14 protein-coding genes are annotated in these 16,150 nt (G+C 65.4%); 9 read left to right on the forward strand and 5 right to left on the reverse strand.

What is annotated here, in order from left to right; translation table 11 throughout:
• Positions 1–7 precede the first annotated feature (7 nt).
• Positions 8–1,537 (forward strand): cytosine permease, encoded by a 1,530-nt coding sequence (locus tag CXR02_RS00830; RefSeq protein WP_104060258.1) that lies wholly within the window; start codon positions 8–10, stop codon positions 1,535–1,537.
• Between the two features lie 51 nt (positions 1,538–1,588).
• Positions 1,589–2,548, forward strand: a complete 960-nt coding sequence (locus tag CXR02_RS00835) for a polysaccharide deacetylase (protein WP_104060259.1) — start codon at positions 1,589–1,591, stop codon at positions 2,546–2,548.
• A 105-nt stretch (positions 2,549–2,653) separates the two neighbouring features.
• On the opposite strand, the gene CXR02_RS00840 is transcribed toward CXR02_RS00835, so the two are convergent.
• The 5 genes from CXR02_RS00840 to CXR02_RS00860 form a co-directional block, all read right to left on the reverse strand.
• Entirely contained in the window at positions 2,654–3,655 is a 1,002-nt protein-coding gene (locus CXR02_RS00840; RefSeq protein WP_104060260.1) for a ribokinase, read from the reverse strand.
• Positions 3,652–5,079, reverse strand: coding sequence for an MFS transporter (locus CXR02_RS00845; protein ID WP_104060261.1), 1,428 nt, complete (start codon positions 5,077–5,079; stop codon positions 3,652–3,654). Before CXR02_RS00845 ends, CXR02_RS00840 begins: the two co-directional genes overlap by 4 nt.
• Entirely contained in the window at positions 5,080–6,108 is a 1,029-nt protein-coding gene (locus CXR02_RS00850) for a nucleoside hydrolase (RefSeq protein WP_104060262.1), read from the reverse strand.
• Between the two features lie 134 nt (positions 6,109–6,242).
• Complete coding sequence (locus CXR02_RS00855) at positions 6,243–6,812, reverse strand: DapH/DapD/GlmU-related protein (protein ID WP_104060263.1); 570 nt, start codon at positions 6,810–6,812, stop codon at positions 6,243–6,245.
• Positions 6,813–6,854: 42 nt separating this feature from the next.
• Entirely contained in the window at positions 6,855–7,754 is a 900-nt protein-coding gene (locus tag CXR02_RS00860) for a helix-turn-helix domain-containing protein (RefSeq protein ID WP_104060264.1), read from the reverse strand.
• Between the two features lie 127 nt (positions 7,755–7,881).
• On the opposite strand from CXR02_RS00860, the gene CXR02_RS00865 reads away from it, so the two are divergent.
• The 7 genes from CXR02_RS00865 to CXR02_RS00895 all read left to right on the forward strand — a co-directional run bounded on the left by CXR02_RS00865 (position 7,882) and on the right by CXR02_RS00895 (position 16,036).
• Positions 7,882–8,925: an NAD(P)-dependent alcohol dehydrogenase gene (locus CXR02_RS00865; RefSeq protein WP_104060265.1), complete on the forward strand. Its 1,044-nt coding sequence runs from the start codon at positions 7,882–7,884 to the stop codon at positions 8,923–8,925.
• 56 nt (positions 8,926–8,981) lie between these two features.
• Positions 8,982–10,019 (forward strand): LacI family DNA-binding transcriptional regulator, encoded by a 1,038-nt coding sequence (locus tag CXR02_RS00870; protein ID WP_104060266.1) that lies wholly within the window; start codon positions 8,982–8,984, stop codon positions 10,017–10,019.
• 53 nt (positions 10,020–10,072) lie between these two features.
• The gene (locus CXR02_RS00875; protein ID WP_104060267.1) at positions 10,073–11,182 is read left to right on the forward strand and encodes a GTP pyrophosphokinase family protein; all 1,110 of its coding nucleotides are present in this window, start codon (positions 10,073–10,075) and stop codon (positions 11,180–11,182) included.
• 131 nt (positions 11,183–11,313) lie between these two features.
• Positions 11,314–12,666 (forward strand): glycosyltransferase family 87 protein, encoded by a 1,353-nt coding sequence (locus tag CXR02_RS00880; RefSeq protein ID WP_104060383.1) that lies wholly within the window; start codon positions 11,314–11,316, stop codon positions 12,664–12,666.
• A 61-nt stretch (positions 12,667–12,727) separates the two neighbouring features.
• Positions 12,728–13,948 carry a glycosyltransferase 87 family protein gene (locus CXR02_RS00885; RefSeq protein ID WP_181037088.1) on the forward strand — a complete coding sequence of 407 codons (1,221 nt, stop codon included), beginning with the start codon at positions 12,728–12,730 and terminating at the stop codon, positions 13,946–13,948.
• 38 nt (positions 13,949–13,986) lie between these two features.
• Positions 13,987–14,283: a hypothetical protein gene (locus CXR02_RS22240; RefSeq protein ID WP_181037089.1), complete on the forward strand. Its 297-nt coding sequence runs from the start codon at positions 13,987–13,989 to the stop codon at positions 14,281–14,283.
• Between the two features lie 442 nt (positions 14,284–14,725).
• The gene (locus CXR02_RS00895) at positions 14,726–16,036 is read left to right on the forward strand and encodes an MFS transporter (RefSeq protein WP_104060270.1); all 1,311 of its coding nucleotides are present in this window, start codon (positions 14,726–14,728) and stop codon (positions 16,034–16,036) included.
• Positions 16,037–16,150: the final 114 nt, after the last annotated feature.

Raw genomic sequence — 16,150 nt, forward strand, 5'->3', positions numbered from 1 at the left:
CTCCCCCATGCAAGACAACCTCTCCACAACGCAGCCAGGGTCGGCAATGACGCCGACCGAGGACTGCGAAGCTTGGCTCCAGCCCATCCCCGAATCCCAGCGGACACACAAGGTCTCCGGACAGTTCTGGATCTGGGCGGGCGCCAACCTGGCGCCCATCAACTGGGTACTGGGCGCCCTCGGCATCCATCTCGGCCTCGGCTTCGCGGACACGGTCACCGTTCTGGTTCTGGGGAACCTGATCGGCATGCTGTTGTTCGGCTGCTTCGTCCTGCTTGGCCAGAAGACCGGCGCCACTGGCATGGTCCTGGCCCGGGCAGCCTTCGGACGCCGCGGCAACTACCTCCCGGCAGCCATCCAGGCACTCCTGGTGATCGGCTGGTGCGCGGTCAACACGTGGATCATCCTTGACCTGGTCATGGCCCTGTTCGGCACGCTCGGCTGGGTGGATCCCACAGCACACAACTATGGCTGGAAGATCGGCGTTGCCACCGCCATTATGGCCGCGCAGGTAGCCATCGCGTGGTTCGGCTATAAGGCCATCGCCGCGTTCGAAAAGTGGACTGTGCCGCCCACCATCATCATCCTGGCCGTGATGTCCGCCGTCGCCTGGTTCGGCATGAAGATCGACTGGGGCTACGCCGGCCCTGCCGGACAGATCCTCGAGGGCTCAGAACGCATCGCGGCCATGAGCGCCGTGATGACCGCCATCGGCATTGGCTGGGGCATCACCTGGTTCACCTACGCCGCCGACTACTCCCGGTTCGTGAGCACGGAAGTTCCCAAGAAAAGGGTCTACCTGGCCTCCGTTCTGGGCCAGTTCATCCCCGTGGTGTGGCTCGGAATCCTGGGCGCCAGCCTGGCTACCAACAGCGGTGAGATCGACCCCGGAAAACTCATCGTCCAGAACTTCGGCATCCTCGCACTGCCGGTGCTGCTGATGGTGCTCCACGGCCCCATCGCCACCAATATCCTGAACATCTACACGTTCTCCGTGGCAACCCAGTCGTTGGACATCACCATCAGCCGCCGCAAACTCAATCTCTTTGTGGGCGTATTCTCCCTCGCCGCCGTCGTCTTCTTCATCTTCCAGGAAGACTTCGCCACCGTGCTCGACGCCTGGCTCATCGGACTGGTCGCCTGGGTTGCCGCGTGGGGCGGAGTCATGCTGGTCCACTACTTCTGGCTCGAGAAGCGCTGGCCGGGTAACCCGGACAGGCTCTTCGACGCAGTGGGCACCAAGCGCCTCCCAGACGTCAACTGGGCCGGCGTCGTCTCCCTCCTGGTGGGCATCTTCGCCACCTGGCTGTTTATGTACGGTCTGGTTCCGGCCATGCAGGGCCCCATTGCCGTGGCGCTGGGCGGCTGGGACCTCTCCTGGCTCGCAGGCGGCCTGGCAAGCGCCGGCAGCTACGCCATCCTTGGCCCGAAGTTCCACCGCAGGCACCTGGACTCCGCCCTGCCGGCCGCCACCGTTGCGCAGGCCACCGCCGACCTGAAATTCGCCACCCAGCCCAGCGCACCGGCCGGACTCTGAAACGCTCCCGACCTGAAATTTCCCGGACACTGAACCTCAAGGAAACACGACATGACCTTTGAAGCATTCGCGGATTCCGCCCACCCCATCACCTGGCCTGAGGGCAAGCGGGCAGCAGCCTCGTTCACGTTCGACGTCGACGCCGAATCCTGCACCATCGCCCACGATCCGAAGAGCACGCGCCGGATGTCCCTGATGACGCACCAGTCGTACGGGCCCAAGGTGGCGGTCCCGCGGCTGCTTCAGATCCTCCAGCGACAGGACATCCGGGCCACCTTCTTCGTTCCCGGCTTCACGGCAGACTGCTACCCGGACACGGTCCGGCGCATCGTGGACGCCGGGCACGAGGTGGCCCACCACGGGTACCTGCACGAACCCATGCAGGGGATCGACGCCGAGACTGAGGCCCGGTACATCGACCGCGGGCTCGAGGCCCTCGCGAAGGTCGGCGTGGAACCGGTGGGCTACCGCGCGCCGTGGTGGGAACTGAACTGGCACTCCCCTGCGCTCCTGGCGGACCGAGGTTTCCTCTACGATTCGAGCCTGCTCGACGGCGACGCACCGTACCGTTTCAGCGTCGCCCCCGGCGACAGTCGGGACATCGTGGAGATCCCGGTCGACTGGACCCTGGACGACTGGGAACAGTACGCGTTCTACCCCGGAGTCACCGGCAGCGGCGTCATCGAAAGCCCGGCCAAGGTCCTGGAAATGTGGACCCTCGAGGCGGAGGCACACCATGCCCAGGGCAGCTGCTTTGTCCTGACCAACCACCCGTTCATCTCGGGGCGGCCATCCAAGGCCGTCGCCCTGGAAAAGCTGATTGACCGGGTGAAATCAATGGACGGCATGTGGGTCACCACCATGGAGGAGATCGCCGAACACGCCCGCAGGACCGTCGAGGAGGTCCATACGCACGCCCGGATCGAGGTCCCTTCGTTCCCGGACACGGGGGCCCGGTTCACGCCGGCGGCGGTCCGACAGCTGAAGCCGGCCGGTAGCCAAAGCCGGTAACCCCGGCTCCACAACCCCAACTCCGCAACCCCAAATACAAGGAACGCCGACGGCGACAGTCACCTGTCGCCGTCGGCGTTTCCCGCGTTTCCGTCCCTCAGTCCGCTAAAGTGCGCCGGCACCCGAAGCGAGCAGGCGCTCCACGTCCGCCACCTGCGGATAGGCTGCCTGCGTTCCCTTGCGGGTGGTGGCCAGCGCGGCGGCAATCGAGGCGAAGGCGGCGGCGTCAGCCAGCGGCGCACCGGCTGCCAGACGGGCGGCCACGGCACCGGTGAAGGCGTCGCCCGCGCCGGTGGTGTCCACGGCCTTGACTTTGATGGGTGCCACCCGGACCAGCTGCTGCCCGGCAGGCGCCAGCGAATCCAGCACCACCGAGCCGTGGGCCCCCAGCGTGACCAGGACCCGCTCGAGCCCGCGCTCGGCGAAACGCAGCCTGACCGCTTCCCAGTCGCTGGCATCCGCATCACTGCCGGGAATTTCGGCGGAGACAGGATTCCCGGCGGAGCCGAGGAACAGCGACGCCTCATGGGCGTTGACCAGCAGGACATCGGTCAGGTCCGCCAGCTGCTGCGGGATCTCCGCGTAAGGCGAGAGGTTAAGCAGAACTGTACCGCCGGCGTCGTGCCCTGCCCGGGCGGCGGCCTCAACCGTGTCAAGGCTGACCTCCAGGCAGAGACAGACCACCGCGGCGCCGTCGAACGTTTCCGCCGCGGCGGCGACGTCCGCCGGCGAGAGGGTGCCGTTGGCGCCGGCCGAGATGATGATGTTGTTCTCGCCGTTGGAATCCACGGCGATGACGGCGACGCCGGTGGCCTCCGTTGCTGAGGTCCGCACGCCGGAGACGTCCACCCCGGCGCCCGCAGCGGAGGACAGGAGCATGTCGCCGTTGGCGTCCGCACCGACGGCACCCACCAGGCTGACGTTCCCGCCCAGCAGGCTGGCCGCGACGGCCTGGTTGGCGCTCTTGCCGCCCGGGTTCACTGCGAATCCGTTTCCATGCACCGTCTCGCCGGGCAGCGGCAGCCGCTCGCAATAGATGGTCAGGTCCGCGTTCAGGGAACCGACGACGACGATCCGGCCTTGGGTGCCGGCCGTTGCGGAACTCATTCGGTCACCTCAGCCTCGACGGGCTTGGGGATCAGGAGCGACGCGGCGAACGCGGCCACCGTGATGACCAGGCCCGTTACCACCACGGAGAGGTAGGACGCTTGGGCGTCGCCGAGGGCCGAGGTGGCCACCAGCACTGCCGGCAGCACCAGGAAGCTCAGGCCGGCGCCCAGGTTGAAGGCGCCCGCGTTCATGCCGGGAAGGAATCCCGGGTTTCCGGAGGGCGAGAGGACAACTCCGAGTCCGTTCAGCATGATGTTGACCGTACCGGCGTACATGATGCCCAGCAAGACGGTTCCGGCGATCATCATGGGCAGGCTGCTGAGGCCGAAGAACGCGATGATGGCCAGGGCGGCGATGCTTCCCAGCATGCCGATGCGCAGGACCTTGGTGTAGCCGAGAATGGGCGCGAGCCTGCCGCTGAGGGGACCCACCAGCCAGCCGAGCAGGGCGTACGGGGTGAGGATGATGAGCGACATTTCGGTCGGGCCGATGCCGAATCCCGGGTCCGCGGCCTGCACATACGCCGGCACGATCCCGTTGATGACGGCGAAGATGCCGGTCATGGTCAGCGTGGTGGTCAGCAGCGGCGCCCAGGTGGAGCGCTGGCGCAGGTGGACGGTTTCCACCATCGGCTGCTTGGCCCGCTTCTCCACGGTCCAGAAGCAGTAGAACGCGACGGCGGCAACCACCACCAGCCCGATGGCCAGCAGGAGGGTGCCAGGCGCGAAGGCTCCCACCAGCTTGGAGCCCTCGTTGAGGGCGGTGAGCAGTGCACCCACGGCGACGACAATGAAGAACACGCCCAGCCAGTCCATGGAGGTGCCGGCGGCCGGCTTGCTCTCGCCGGCGAGGAACGCGATGAGGGCGGTGGCGACGAGGGCCAGGACCACCATCAGCCAGAAGATGCTGCGGAACCCGAAGTGCTCGGCGAAGTAGCCGCCCACAAAGGAGTCCACGCCGGCCACGCCGCCGTTGACGGCGGTGATGAGGCCCATAAGCGTCCCGTATTTGCGGGGGTTGCTGACGGCGGAGCGCAGCATGATCAGGCACAACGGCACGGTGGGGCCGCTGACGCCCTGGATGATGCGGCCCACAAAGAGCCAGGTCACGTCGGGGGCCATGGCCGCAATGACCGAACCGACGGCCATCAGGAGCATCATGCCGATCAGGATTTTCTTGCGGCCGATGATGTCGCTCAGGCGGGGAAGGAAGAGGGAGAACAGGGCAGCCGCGGTGAAGAACCAGGTCTGGGAGAGGCCGATGACGGCCTGATCGGTGTTCAGTTCCTTGCCCATGGTGACCAGGGCAGGGCTGAGCATGGAGGCGTTGAGCTGGAACGCGACGCACGCGGCCAGCAGGGCGACCATCAGGGCGGTGACGTTGCCGCGGCTGGTCTTTGCCTCGGTGAGGGTGGCACTCATCTACTTGCCTCCCGTGGCTGCTGCAAGGCCGGCGGGTTCAAGAACGGCCGGTTCGCCGATGCGCACGAGGGCATCCGTGACGAGGTCCCAGAAACGGGCGTGGTCCAGGTCAATGGCCACGGAGGTGGTGCAGTCGTCCGGTGCGGGGGCGCGGAAGTCGGCCACGGTCATGCCAAGGGTCAGCGTGCCCTGGAGTTCGATGTCCACCGGAACCTTGCGGGTGGTGACGATGCTGGGATCGATCACGTAGGCAACGGCGCACGGATCGTGGACGGGCGGGAAGTCAAAGCCCTGGGCGTCCTTGTAGGTCTGGGTGAAGAACTCCATCAGTTCCATCACGAACTTGGCGGGTGCGGTACCCACAGCCGCAATCTTCTCCACCACCTCCGGGGTGGCGAGGGCCTGGTGCGTGAGGTCCAGGCCCACCATCACCACGGGCCACTTTTCGTTGAACACGATGTGGGCGGCCTCGGGGTCGATGATGATGTTGAATTCGGCCACGGCGCTCCAGTTGCCCACGTGGTAGCCGCCGCCCATCAGGACAACTTCCTTGACGCGTTCCACGATGCGCGGTTCCTTGCGGGCTGCCAGCGCGATGTTGGTGAGGCCGCCGGTGGGGACGAGGGTGACCGTGCCCGGTTCGTGGGCCATCACGGTGTCGATGATGAGGTCGACGGCGTGGCGCGGGTCCAGCTCGATGGTGGACTCGGGCTGCGCGGGGCCGTCCATGCCCGTCTCGCCGTGGATGGACGGCGCGGTTTCGATGGTGCGGACCAGGGGCCGGCCGCAGCCGGCGGCAAAAGGCACGCCGGTGATGCCTGCGATGGTGCCCACGGACAGGGCGTTGCGGGTGACCTTTTCGAGCGTCTGGTTGCCCACCACGGTGGTGACAGCCAGCAGTTCAATGTCAGGGTTGCCGTGTGCAAGCAGGATGGCCACGGCGTCGTCGTGCCCGGGGTCGCAGTCAAGAATGATCTTCTTGGGGGCGGGTTTTGTCGGTTTGGATTCCACGTTAAATCTCCACGTCATTGGGGCCTGCCGGAGCAGTGGCCGAAAGCATTCACGGAGATCATGACACCTGCCCAAGCCGCGCGTCAAGCGCTTAACGTCCTCACACGTCAAGCGCTTGATGTCCTGGTGGGCTGCTTCCCACCCCGCCGCGTTCAGTCGGTCAGCGAGCGAACTACCTGTGCAGGCGACCCCACCACAATGGCACTTTGCGGTACGTCCTTCGTGACCACTGACGCGGCCGCCACCACGGCATCATCACCAATAGTCACGCCCGGCAGAATTGTGGCGTTCGCCCCGATCCAAACATTGCGGCCAATAACCACAGGGGCTGGGTGCATATCCGCGCGACGGCTCGGCATGAGGTCGTGGTTGAGCGTGGCGATCACCACGTTGTGCCCGATCAGGCAGTCGTCCCCGATGACCACGCCGCCCTGGTCCTGAAATTTGCAGCCGGAATTGATAAAGATCCGTTCCCCGAGGGAGATGTTTTTCCCGAAGTCGGAGTAGAAGGGCGGGAAGACAGTCACGGACTCGTCAACCGGCTTGCCGGTCAGCTGAGCTAACAGCTCCCGGATCCGCGCCGGTTCCTGGTATCCGCCATTGAGTTCCCCGGTGATGCGCAGGGCATCCTGGCTGACCCGGTGCATGACCTCATGCAACGGCGAGTCCCCGGTGATGGTATGTCCGGCATTCAGTTCCTCAAGAAGATCGGCGAGTTCCATGCTGTCCTTTCAGTCAAGACTCGTAACGCGTGTGCCAACACGCTAATTGTTCGGTTTTGCTGCTTCCGAAACCGCCGTGGCCGCCCAGCTCGCGAGGAGTTTGATGCGCTCTTCGTGGGTCGTCCCGGGTTCGGCCGTGTAGAAGCTGACGTCGTAGACGACACCCGGGGAGGCGGTCAACGCCAGGGACTGGTAGGTCAGCTCCAGCTCGCCCACCACGGGATGTCGCAGCCGTTTGGTTCCCTCGTGGCGGAAACGGATGTCATGCGATGCCCACAGCGTGCGAAACTCGGGGCTCAATGTGGATAGTTCGCCTACGAGTTCGCGCAGAGAGCGGTCGTTGGGCTCGCGGCCGGCCTCGGCGCGCAGCAGAGCGGCGGTGGCCGCGGCGCCGGCGTCCCAGTCGACGAAGAACTCCCGTGCGGCCGGGTCGAGGAAGTGAAAGCGGGCGAAGTTTGCTTGGCCGTTGGCAGCGGTGGTGTCGCTGGCAAACATGGGCGCGTGGAGTGCACGCCCCAGCGCATTAGAGGCCATGATATCGAGGCGGCCATTACGGACGAACGCGGCCGACATGGTGACGGAGTCAAGCAGCCAAAGGACAGGCACCGCCAGCCCCACTTCCTTGCGGCGGGAATGCGTCCGGCGCATGGGCCGGGCGGCCCGTGCCAGCTCGAAAAGGTACAGGCATTCCTCATCGTTCAGATGCAGTGCCCCGGCGACGGCCTTGAGGACGTCGTCAGACACGCCACTGATGTTGCCCTTCTCCAGCCGCGCGTACCACTCGGTGCTCACCCCGGCGAGGACCGCCACCTCCTCGCGGCGCAGTCCAGGAACGCGGCGACGGCTGCCCGCGGGCAGCCCCACCTGCTCCGGGCGGATTTTGGCGCGGCGGCTGGCCAGGAAGTCCCGGATGTCGGTGCGGTTGTCGGGCTGGTTGTCCATAAATCCACGATAGCCCCGGTTCACCAGGCTAAAGGGGGGAGAGCTTGTACCCCCATAAACGCAGCCTTCTTCAGCCGATGAAAATGGGGTGATATTGATGGAAGGCACCCTAAAACAGGAGAAAATATTGTTTACCGCTAATGCTTACGCCGCTCCGGCCGCCGCCGGGGACCTGATCCCCACCACTATCGAACGCCGCGACGTCGGACCGCACGATGTCCTGATCGACATCAAGTTCGCCGGCATCTGCCACTCGGACATCCACACCGTCCGCGGCGACTGGGGACCCCAGCAGTACCCGCTCGCCCCCGGCCACGAAATCGCCGGTATCGTCACCGAAATCGGCTCCGCCGTCACCAAGCACGCTATCGGAGACCGGGTCGGCGTCGGCTGTATGGTCAACTCCTGCCGCGAATGCGTCAACTGCCTCAAGGGCGAAGAGCAGTACTGCCTGAACGGCAACATCGGCACCTACGGCGCCGTGGACCGCGACGGCACCATCACGCAGGGCGGCTACTCCACGCACGTCGTCGTGACCGAAGACTTTGTTGTGCGGATCCCCGAAGGGATAGAGCTCGACGCCGCCGCTCCCCTGCTGTGCGCAGGAATCACCACGTACTCCCCCTTGCGGCACTGGGGTGCCGGCCCCGGGAAGAAGGTCGCCGTCGTCGGCCTCGGCGGCCTCGGCCACATGGCCGTCAAGCTCGCCCACGCCATGGGCGCCGAAGTCACCGTACTCTCCCAGTCGCTGAAAAAGCAGGAGGACGGGCTGAAGCTGGGCGCGGACCACTACTACGCCACCAGCGACGAGACCACCTTTGAGGATCTCGCCGGCACGTTCGACCTGATCATCAACACCGTGAGCGCATCGATCGACATCAGCGCCTACCTGCAGTTGCTGACCCTCGACGGCGCCCTGGTCAACGTCGGCGCTCCCGCTGAACCGCTCCCGGTCAACGCGTTCGCCCTCATCATGGGCCGCCGCTCATTCGCCGGCTCCATGATCGGTGGGATCCGCGAAACCCAGGAAATGCTCGACTTCTGCGCCGAGCACAACCTCGGCGCCGAAATCGAAGTCATCCCGGCCAGCAAGATCAATGATGCCTACGAACGCGTCCTTGCCTCCGACGTCCGCTACCGGTTCGTCATCGACACCTCCACTCTCGTCTAGAAGACCGGCGGGCGGAAGGCGGCGCATGCCTGCGGCCTGGCTACTACGATCGAGGTATGGAATCCGCGGAGCAGGTGCAGCAATCCGTCCGCTCGCGGCGGATCACGGCGGCCATGGTCGCGGCCCGCGCCGGCGTTTCGACGGCGACGGTTTCTCTGGTGGCCAACGGCAAGACTGCCGGCCGCGTCTCGGAGGACAACATCGCCAGGGTGCGGGAGGCCATTTCCGAGCTCGGGTACGTGGTGGACAGCGTGGGCAGTTCGCTGGCCAAAGGCGTCAGCTCCATCGTGATCCTCGTGTCTCCGGACATCTCCAACCCGTTTTTCGCCAAGGTGATCGCCGGTGTCCGGGAGTCACTCGGGGCTGAGTACCAGCTGCTGCTGTCCGTCACCGACGCGGGCGAATTTCCGCAGGCCGGCGACGTCCGGAAGCTGATGGCGCTCCGGCCGGCCGGGCTGCTGGTGGGTGCCCCCAACGCCGAATTCCTGGAAGAACTTTCCGCCGCCGGCCCCGTGGTCCTGCTCGATGCCCCGGGGCTGGAGGCCTATGCGCCGTCCGTCAACCTGGACGTTGCGCACGGCGCGAGGGAGCTGGCGGGACACCTGGCAGATGCAGGGCATCGGCAGGTGGCCTACGTGGACAGTGTCACCGGCACAGCGACGTTCGCCATCCGCCGCGAAGCCTTCCTGGACGAGGCAGCGGCCCACGGAATATCGGTGGGGCCCGGCCACATCATCAGGACCACCATCGACGTCGGGGCGTCCGCCGCCGCATTCGCCGCCGCCTGGCCGGCATGGCAGCAGGCCGGGGTCACCGCCGTCGTCTGTTGCACGGACACCCACGCCTACGGGGTGCTGCAGGAAGCACGGGTGGCAGGCGTGCAGATCCCGGGCCAGCTGGCCATCGCCGGCTTCGATGATCTGCCCTACTCCGCCACGAGCAATCCCAGCCTGACCAGCGTGCACCTGCCGGCTACCTCGCTGGGGCTGAAAGCAGGCGGACAGCTGCGCCTGCTCATGGAAGGCCGCCAGCTGGAGCAGCCGCAGCTGACGCTGGAGAGCTCGCTGGTGATCCGCAACTCCACGTCGGCGTAACACTGCGCCGGGCATGACGAGCCGGTGTCACACCCCCGCCGTAAGCTGGGTGCATGCCGAGTAACTGGGACAGCCTGGACATCAGCCTGCGCGAATCCGTGCAGGAGAACGTGGAGATCTACGAGCGCGTCCGCCCTGCCCTGAAGCTGGTCACCAAGGACGTTCTCCACATCCTCCGCGACATGTTGAAGGACACCGAGGTCACGCCGCTGTTTGTCACGGGGCGCACCAAGTCGGTGGAATCGTTCCGGGAGAAAATTTCCCGGATTGAGGAACCGCTGGAACCGGGCGGGCCCCCGGTGCTGAAGTTCCCGGACCCGTTCCGCACCCTCAACGACATGGTGGGCGTGCGCGTCATCACCAAGCTGCCGGCCGAGAATGCCCTCGTAGCCAACATCATCAAGCGCCAGCGCCAGATATTCGACTGCCGCGGTGACCGCGAGAAGGACATCGGCTCCATCGAGTCAGGCACGTACGGCTATTCCAGCCGCCACCTCATCCTGCGCACCATCCAGAACGAGGCCGTCAAGGATTACCAGCAGGCCTTCAACCCGGACATTCCGGCCAACGGCAGCTACTTCTTCGAATGCCAGATCCGCACCGTCTTCGCCCACGCCTGGAGCGAGATCGAGCACGACATCCGCTTCAAGGCCGAGGACCCCCGCGCCTGGACGCCGCATTTCGACCGCCAGTTCACCGCCACCGCCGCCATGCTGGAAACCGTGGAAAGCGCCTTCGCGGACCTGCACGAACGCTACGAGGAAGTCCGCAGCTACTGGGACGTCGAGGGTGAGGGGGCCGCGCAGCTCACACCCAACCGGATCCGTGACGTCTGGCGCACGCTGTTGCCGCACGTGGACCGCAAAGTCGATGACGACTGGGGCTGGGCTGCCGAGCTCATGGCCGCCCACGGCCTCAACCAGACCGTCCAGCTGGCCGGCCTGCTCAGCGCCCAGCGGATCACCGAGGTCCGCAAGGCGCTGGACCACCGCTACTCCCCCGGACCGGACCGCCTGCTCGATGACCTCCTGCTCTGGCAGTACGGCACCAAACACATTGACCTCACCGCAGAGGCGCCCGACGCCGTGCCGCACCCGCGGCGCGACAGCCTCCTGCGGCGGTTGAAACAGATCGAGCGCTACCGCCTGGCCAAGTCCGAGTAGACCGTCCACGGAGCCGCAGGATTATTGGCCACCACTGACATTCAACTACCCTTGACTCATGGTGGAGGCTGTTGTACACGGACCTCCGATGCTCCCGGTTCCAGCCCCGCGGCAAGATCCGGCACCTGATTATGCCCCTCTCTGACAAGGATTCCGCCATTTCCACGGACGCATTCTTCGCCACGCTCACCCGGATCCGCAACGTCATCCTCCCAGCGGCCGTACGGTCCTGGCTGAACACGCCGCGGGGGCTCCTCACCGGCTTCATCCTGGTGCACCTGGGTTTCCTGATTTTCGCGGCGCTGCTGTCCCTGCGCGGTGAGGCCTTCAGCGACACCTTCATCTACCGCGAGTGGGCCCGGGCGGGTTTTGACGAAACCCACCTCAGCGGCGGCCCCAGCCCGTGGGTGTACCCCATCCTCGCGCTGATCCCCATGGCACTGGCAGGGCTGGCCGGTCCCGGACCGTTTTTCTTCCTCTGGGTGCTGATGACCACCCTCCTCAACGGCTGGGCCCTGGCCAAGCTCACGGACCGTGGCCGCAACCAGGACGCGATCCCCGCGGGCTGGTGGTGGCTGATCTTCACGCTGCTGATGGGCTGGCTCGGCTTCGCCCGTGTGGACGGCCTCACCGCACCGATCGTCCTGGTGGCCCTGGCCTACGGTGTGGGCCGGCCGTTCATCGCGTCGGTCATCCTCGCCGCCGCGACCTGGGTGAAGGTCTGGCCCGCCGCGGTCATGCTGGCCCTGTTCGCCGTGGTCAAGAACCGCCTGCTGGTGGTGCTGGCCGGAGTAGCCACGTCAGCGGTGGTGGTGGCACTCGCCGCCGCGGTTGGCAGTGTGTCCAAGCTGCTGAACTTCCTGACCCAGCAGGGTGACCGGGGCATGCAGCTCGAGGCAACGTTCACCACCCCGTGGCTGTGGCTGTCCGTGCTGAACATCGGCGACTCCCGGATGTACATGAACACCGATATCAACTCCATGCAGGTGGACGGCCCCGGCACCGCCGTGATGTCCGTGCTGATGCAGCCGCTCCTCATCCTTGCCGCGCTGCTCGTGGCCGGCCTGACGTTCTGGGCGCTGCACAACGGCAAGCTCAACGGCAACGGCAAGGCCGACGGCGGCGTGGACCGCACCGAGCTGCTGCTGGCGGGGGCACTCACCCTGGCCACCGCCTTTGTGGTGTTCAACAAGGTGGGCTCGCCCCAGTTCATGGTGTGGCTGGCCCCGGCCGTGGCGGTGGGCCTGGCGCACAGCTGGCGTGAGTGGCGGGTCCCCGCGGCCATGCTCATCGCCATCGCGGTGGCCACGTTCTTCATCTACCCGCTGTTCTACGATGCCCTCAGCCACAACAACCCCCTCATGGCCGGCGTGCTGACTATCCGCAACGTCCTCCTGGTGGTCCTGTTCCTGTGGTCGGTCCGGCGCCTGTACTCGCTGGGCAAGAAGACTTCAGCGACCGTCCCCGCGCTCAAGGAGTCCTGAGATTTCCACGAAGTTCTTCGACCGGCTGGTCAGCGTCCGCAGCACCGTCCTGCCCGCCCGCGTGGTGGACTGGTTCGCCCGTCCATCCAGCGTCTGGTGGGGCTTCGCAGTCATCCACCTCTACTTCCTGGGCTGGATGGCGTCCTTCTTCCTCAACGGCGATACGTTCAGCGACACCGAGCAGTACCGCCAGTGGGCCATGGACGGCTACAACCCGGACAGCCTGGACGGCAAGATCAGCCCCTGGGTATACCCGGTGCTGGCGCAGATCCCGATCTTCCTCGCGAACATTGCCGGACCCAGCCTGTACCTCCTGTGCTGGTTCCTGATCATCACAGCGCTCAACGCCGTCGGGCTTGCTTTCCTGACGCGCGGACCGCGGAAGGTGAAGGGCATCGCCCCGGCCTGGTGGTGGCTGTTTTTCACCGTCTTTATGGGTTACCTCAGCTTCGCCAGGGTGGAGGGCATCACCGCCCCCATCGTGCTGATTGCCCTGCTGTACGCAGCCGAACGCCCCGTGGTGGCAGGGATCCTGCTGAGCGTGGCCACCTGGCTCAAGGTGTGGCCGGCAGCGGTCCTGGTGCCGATCGTCATTGCCAGCCGCAAGCGGATCCAGGTGCTGGCCTCCGGCGTGGCGGTCACCGCCGTCGTGGGCCTGGGCACGTACCTGTCCGGCGGGCTGCCGCACATCATGGACTTCCTGACCAACCAGGGCGAGCGTGGCATGCAGCTTGAAGCCACGTTCTCGACGCCGTGGGTGTGGCTCAGCGTCTTCAACATCGCCGGTTCCAAGATGGCGGACAACACGGCCATCAACTCCACCGAGGTCTACGGCCCCGGCGCCGACGTGGCCGCGTTCCTGATGCAGCCGCTGCTGATCCTCGCCGCCGTGGTGGCCGCGGTCCTGCTGGTCCGGGCACTGAACCGCGGCGCCGAGCGGGAGGAGCTCTTCCTCGAGGGCGCCCTGATGATGACCACGGCGTTCATTGTGTTCAACAAGGTGGGATCGCCGCAGTTCATCATCTGGCTGGCCCCGGTGATCATCGCCGGCCTGACGCACGACTGGGAGCGGTGGAAGGTCCCGGCTGCGCTGCTGATGGGGATCGCCATCACGACGTTTGTGATCTACCCGCTGTTCTACACGCCCCTCATCCACGCCCACCCGGTCATGGCCGCCATCCTGACCACGCGCAACGTGCTCCTGGTGGTGCTGCTGTGGTGGTCGGTGAAGCGGACCGCGGAACTCGGCCGGAAGTCACAGACTGTGCCGCAGTCCGCCTGATGTGGGTCGCCTGACCCGGGCCGCACTGGGGTAGTGCCATGACTGTGGGGGAAGACAACACAAACAGGCCGGGGCTCCGCCGCTGGCTGCCGCTGCTGGCACCGCTCCTCGCGGCAGCAGCTGTTGCTACAGGACTTGCTGCAGTCCTGGCGCCCCGGCAGGAGATCGGGTGGTTCGCCTACGCGCCCCTGTCCCACCAAACCTTCACATCGGACACGATAGTCCTGATGGACAGCGGTGCACGGGCCGGTTATTTACTCATTGCAATCGGCCTGCTGACACTGGCGTTCTGGTTCGGATACCGCTTGGGCGCTCGGCGCAAGGCGGCGTCTTAGTTCGTGCCGTCGGCCGGCTGGCCCTATTCGTGGCGGCCAGGAACGGCACAAACCACAGGATGTACCGGGGCTGGATGATGGGCGAAAGCATCACGACGGCGGCGAACGCCAAGGCCAGACGGCGCACCGCCCACGAGTAATCACCACAGAACATCAGCAGCACCAGCCCGACGAACCCGGCCTGGTTCCCCAGGAACCCTGAGGTCACCAAGGCGCCCATCGGGAAACGGTCACCGCAATTTCACGTCAGCTCCCTCCTTGCTGAATCGCACCTGTCATGTCGGCGGCCGTTCGGACTAACATTAAAAATGTGAGTTCTAACGTAAAAATTGACAGAATGGCTTATCTGACGTTAGATAGATCACATACTCTTTAGTTTCCCGTCGGCACCAGAAGCCTTCCGCAACGAAGCGGTTCGTGCCGCACCACCCAGGAGATTGCAATGGCCGCACCTTCCGTTTCCTCCACCAGTCCGTCAACATCGCAACTGACGCCGTCCCACAGTTGGGCAGACCGGCTCGGCATGCCCCACTTTCTGCGCTGGGGCTTTGTCGGGCTGCTGATCTTCATGATCGGCGACGGAGTTGAGTCCGGGTATCTTTCGACTTTCCTGCTGGACCGGGGGCTGGAACAGGGCCAGGTCGGGCTTCTGTTCACGGTGTACGGAGTCGCGGCCGGCGTTGCTGCCTGGGCCTCGGGCGCCCTGTCGGATCTCTGGGGTCCCCGCCGCGTCATGATCCTGGGACTCGTCCTTTGGGTGATATTCCAGCTTGTCCTTCTGACGGTCGCGCTCCCGTCGATGGACTTCACCCTGCTGCTGGTCAGCTACGGACTGCGGGGGCTGGGGTATCCGCTCTTTGCTTATGGCTTCCTGGTGTGGATCGCGGCCTGCACTCCATCAATCCGGCTGGGTTCAGCCGTGGGATGGTTCTGGTTCGCTTTCACCGGCGGCCTGCCCACGCTCGGTTCCTTGCTGGCAAGCGCGACCATCCCGGCGTTCGGGGCTTTCAATACACTCTGGATCGCTTTTGGGCTTGTTATTGTCGGCGGCCTTGTCGTTCTCACTACGGTCCGGGAACGCACAGGCTTTTCACGACTGGCTCCTGAGGGCGAGAAGCCCGTTGCGACGCTGGCCTCAAGCCTGACCATCCTCTGGCGTAATCCGAGAATCGGCATGGGCGCAGCTGTCCGGGCCATCAACACCGCCTCCCAGTTCGGTTTCCTGGTCTTCCTCCCTGTCTTCTTCACCAAGGAAATCGGGTTCGAACTTGGCGAGTGGCTTCAGATCCTCAGCGTGGTGTTCCTCACCAACATTTTCTTCAACCTGATCTTCGGAATCGTCGGCGACAAGTTTGGCTGGCGGCAGACGATCGCTCTTTTCGGCGGCGTCGGGTGCGCCGTGACAACTCTGGCGTTCTACTACGTACCGCTCGCTGCCGGTCCGAACCTGATCGTGGCAATGGCTGTTGGTGCCGCCTATGGCGCCACCCTGGCCGGTTTCGTCCCGCTGTCAGCCTTGATGCCGTCACTGGCACCGGAACACAAAGGCGCAGCCATGTCCGCCCTGAACTTCGGCGCCGGCATGTCGGTCTTCCTTGGCCCGCTGATCGCAACGCTGTTCCTTTCCTTGATCGGAGTCGGCGGCGTTATGTGGATTTTCGCAGGGCTCTATCTGCTCAGTGCCGTCCTGACCTGGCAGCTGAAGCTCCCCGCCGCCTCCCGCCACGCTGCAGCACCTAGCAACGCTCAGTAGTTTGCGTTACACCTGAAGTGGCTGCGGGCGGACTCCTGCCGCCACATCCCGTACGGCATCCCCCGCCACGACCACCGCAAACTCCAAAGCACACCCGCACGAGGAAGATACTTC

Origin of the sequence: Arthrobacter sp. 4R501 (assembly GCF_002929755.1) — a bacterium.
In the GTDB taxonomy this organism is placed as follows: domain Bacteria; phylum Actinomycetota; class Actinomycetes; order Actinomycetales; family Micrococcaceae; genus Arthrobacter.

Excerpts from the sequence above, each read along its gene's own strand:
- CXR02_RS00895 (WP_104060270.1), top strand. The coding sequence starts at position 14,726 with ATGGCCGCACCTTCCGTTTCCTCCACCAGTCCGTCAACATCGCAACTG.
- CXR02_RS00845 (WP_104060261.1), bottom strand. The coding sequence starts at position 5,079 with ATGAGTGCCACCCTCACCGAGGCAAAGACCAGCCGCGGCAACGTCACC.
- CXR02_RS00870 (WP_104060266.1), top strand. The coding sequence starts at position 8,982 with ATGGAATCCGCGGAGCAGGTGCAGCAATCCGTCCGCTCGCGGCGGATC.
- CXR02_RS00840 (WP_104060260.1), bottom strand. The coding sequence starts at position 3,655 with ATGAGTTCCGCAACGGCCGGCACCCAAGGCCGGATCGTCGTCGTCGGT.
- CXR02_RS00875 (WP_104060267.1), top strand. The coding sequence starts at position 10,073 with ATGCCGAGTAACTGGGACAGCCTGGACATCAGCCTGCGCGAATCCGTG.
- CXR02_RS00880 (WP_104060383.1), top strand. The coding sequence starts at position 11,314 with ATGCCCCTCTCTGACAAGGATTCCGCCATTTCCACGGACGCATTCTTC.
- CXR02_RS22240 (WP_181037089.1), top strand. The coding sequence starts at position 13,987 with ATGACTGTGGGGGAAGACAACACAAACAGGCCGGGGCTCCGCCGCTGG.
- CXR02_RS00835 (WP_104060259.1), top strand. The coding sequence starts at position 1,589 with ATGACCTTTGAAGCATTCGCGGATTCCGCCCACCCCATCACCTGGCCT.
- CXR02_RS00830 (WP_104060258.1), top strand. The coding sequence starts at position 8 with ATGCAAGACAACCTCTCCACAACGCAGCCAGGGTCGGCAATGACGCCG.
- CXR02_RS00855 (WP_104060263.1), bottom strand. The coding sequence starts at position 6,812 with ATGGAACTCGCCGATCTTCTTGAGGAACTGAATGCCGGACATACCATC.
- CXR02_RS00860 (WP_104060264.1), bottom strand. The coding sequence starts at position 7,754 with ATGGACAACCAGCCCGACAACCGCACCGACATCCGGGACTTCCTGGCC.
- CXR02_RS00850 (WP_104060262.1), bottom strand. The coding sequence starts at position 6,108 with ATGACGTGGAGATTTAACGTGGAATCCAAACCGACAAAACCCGCCCCC.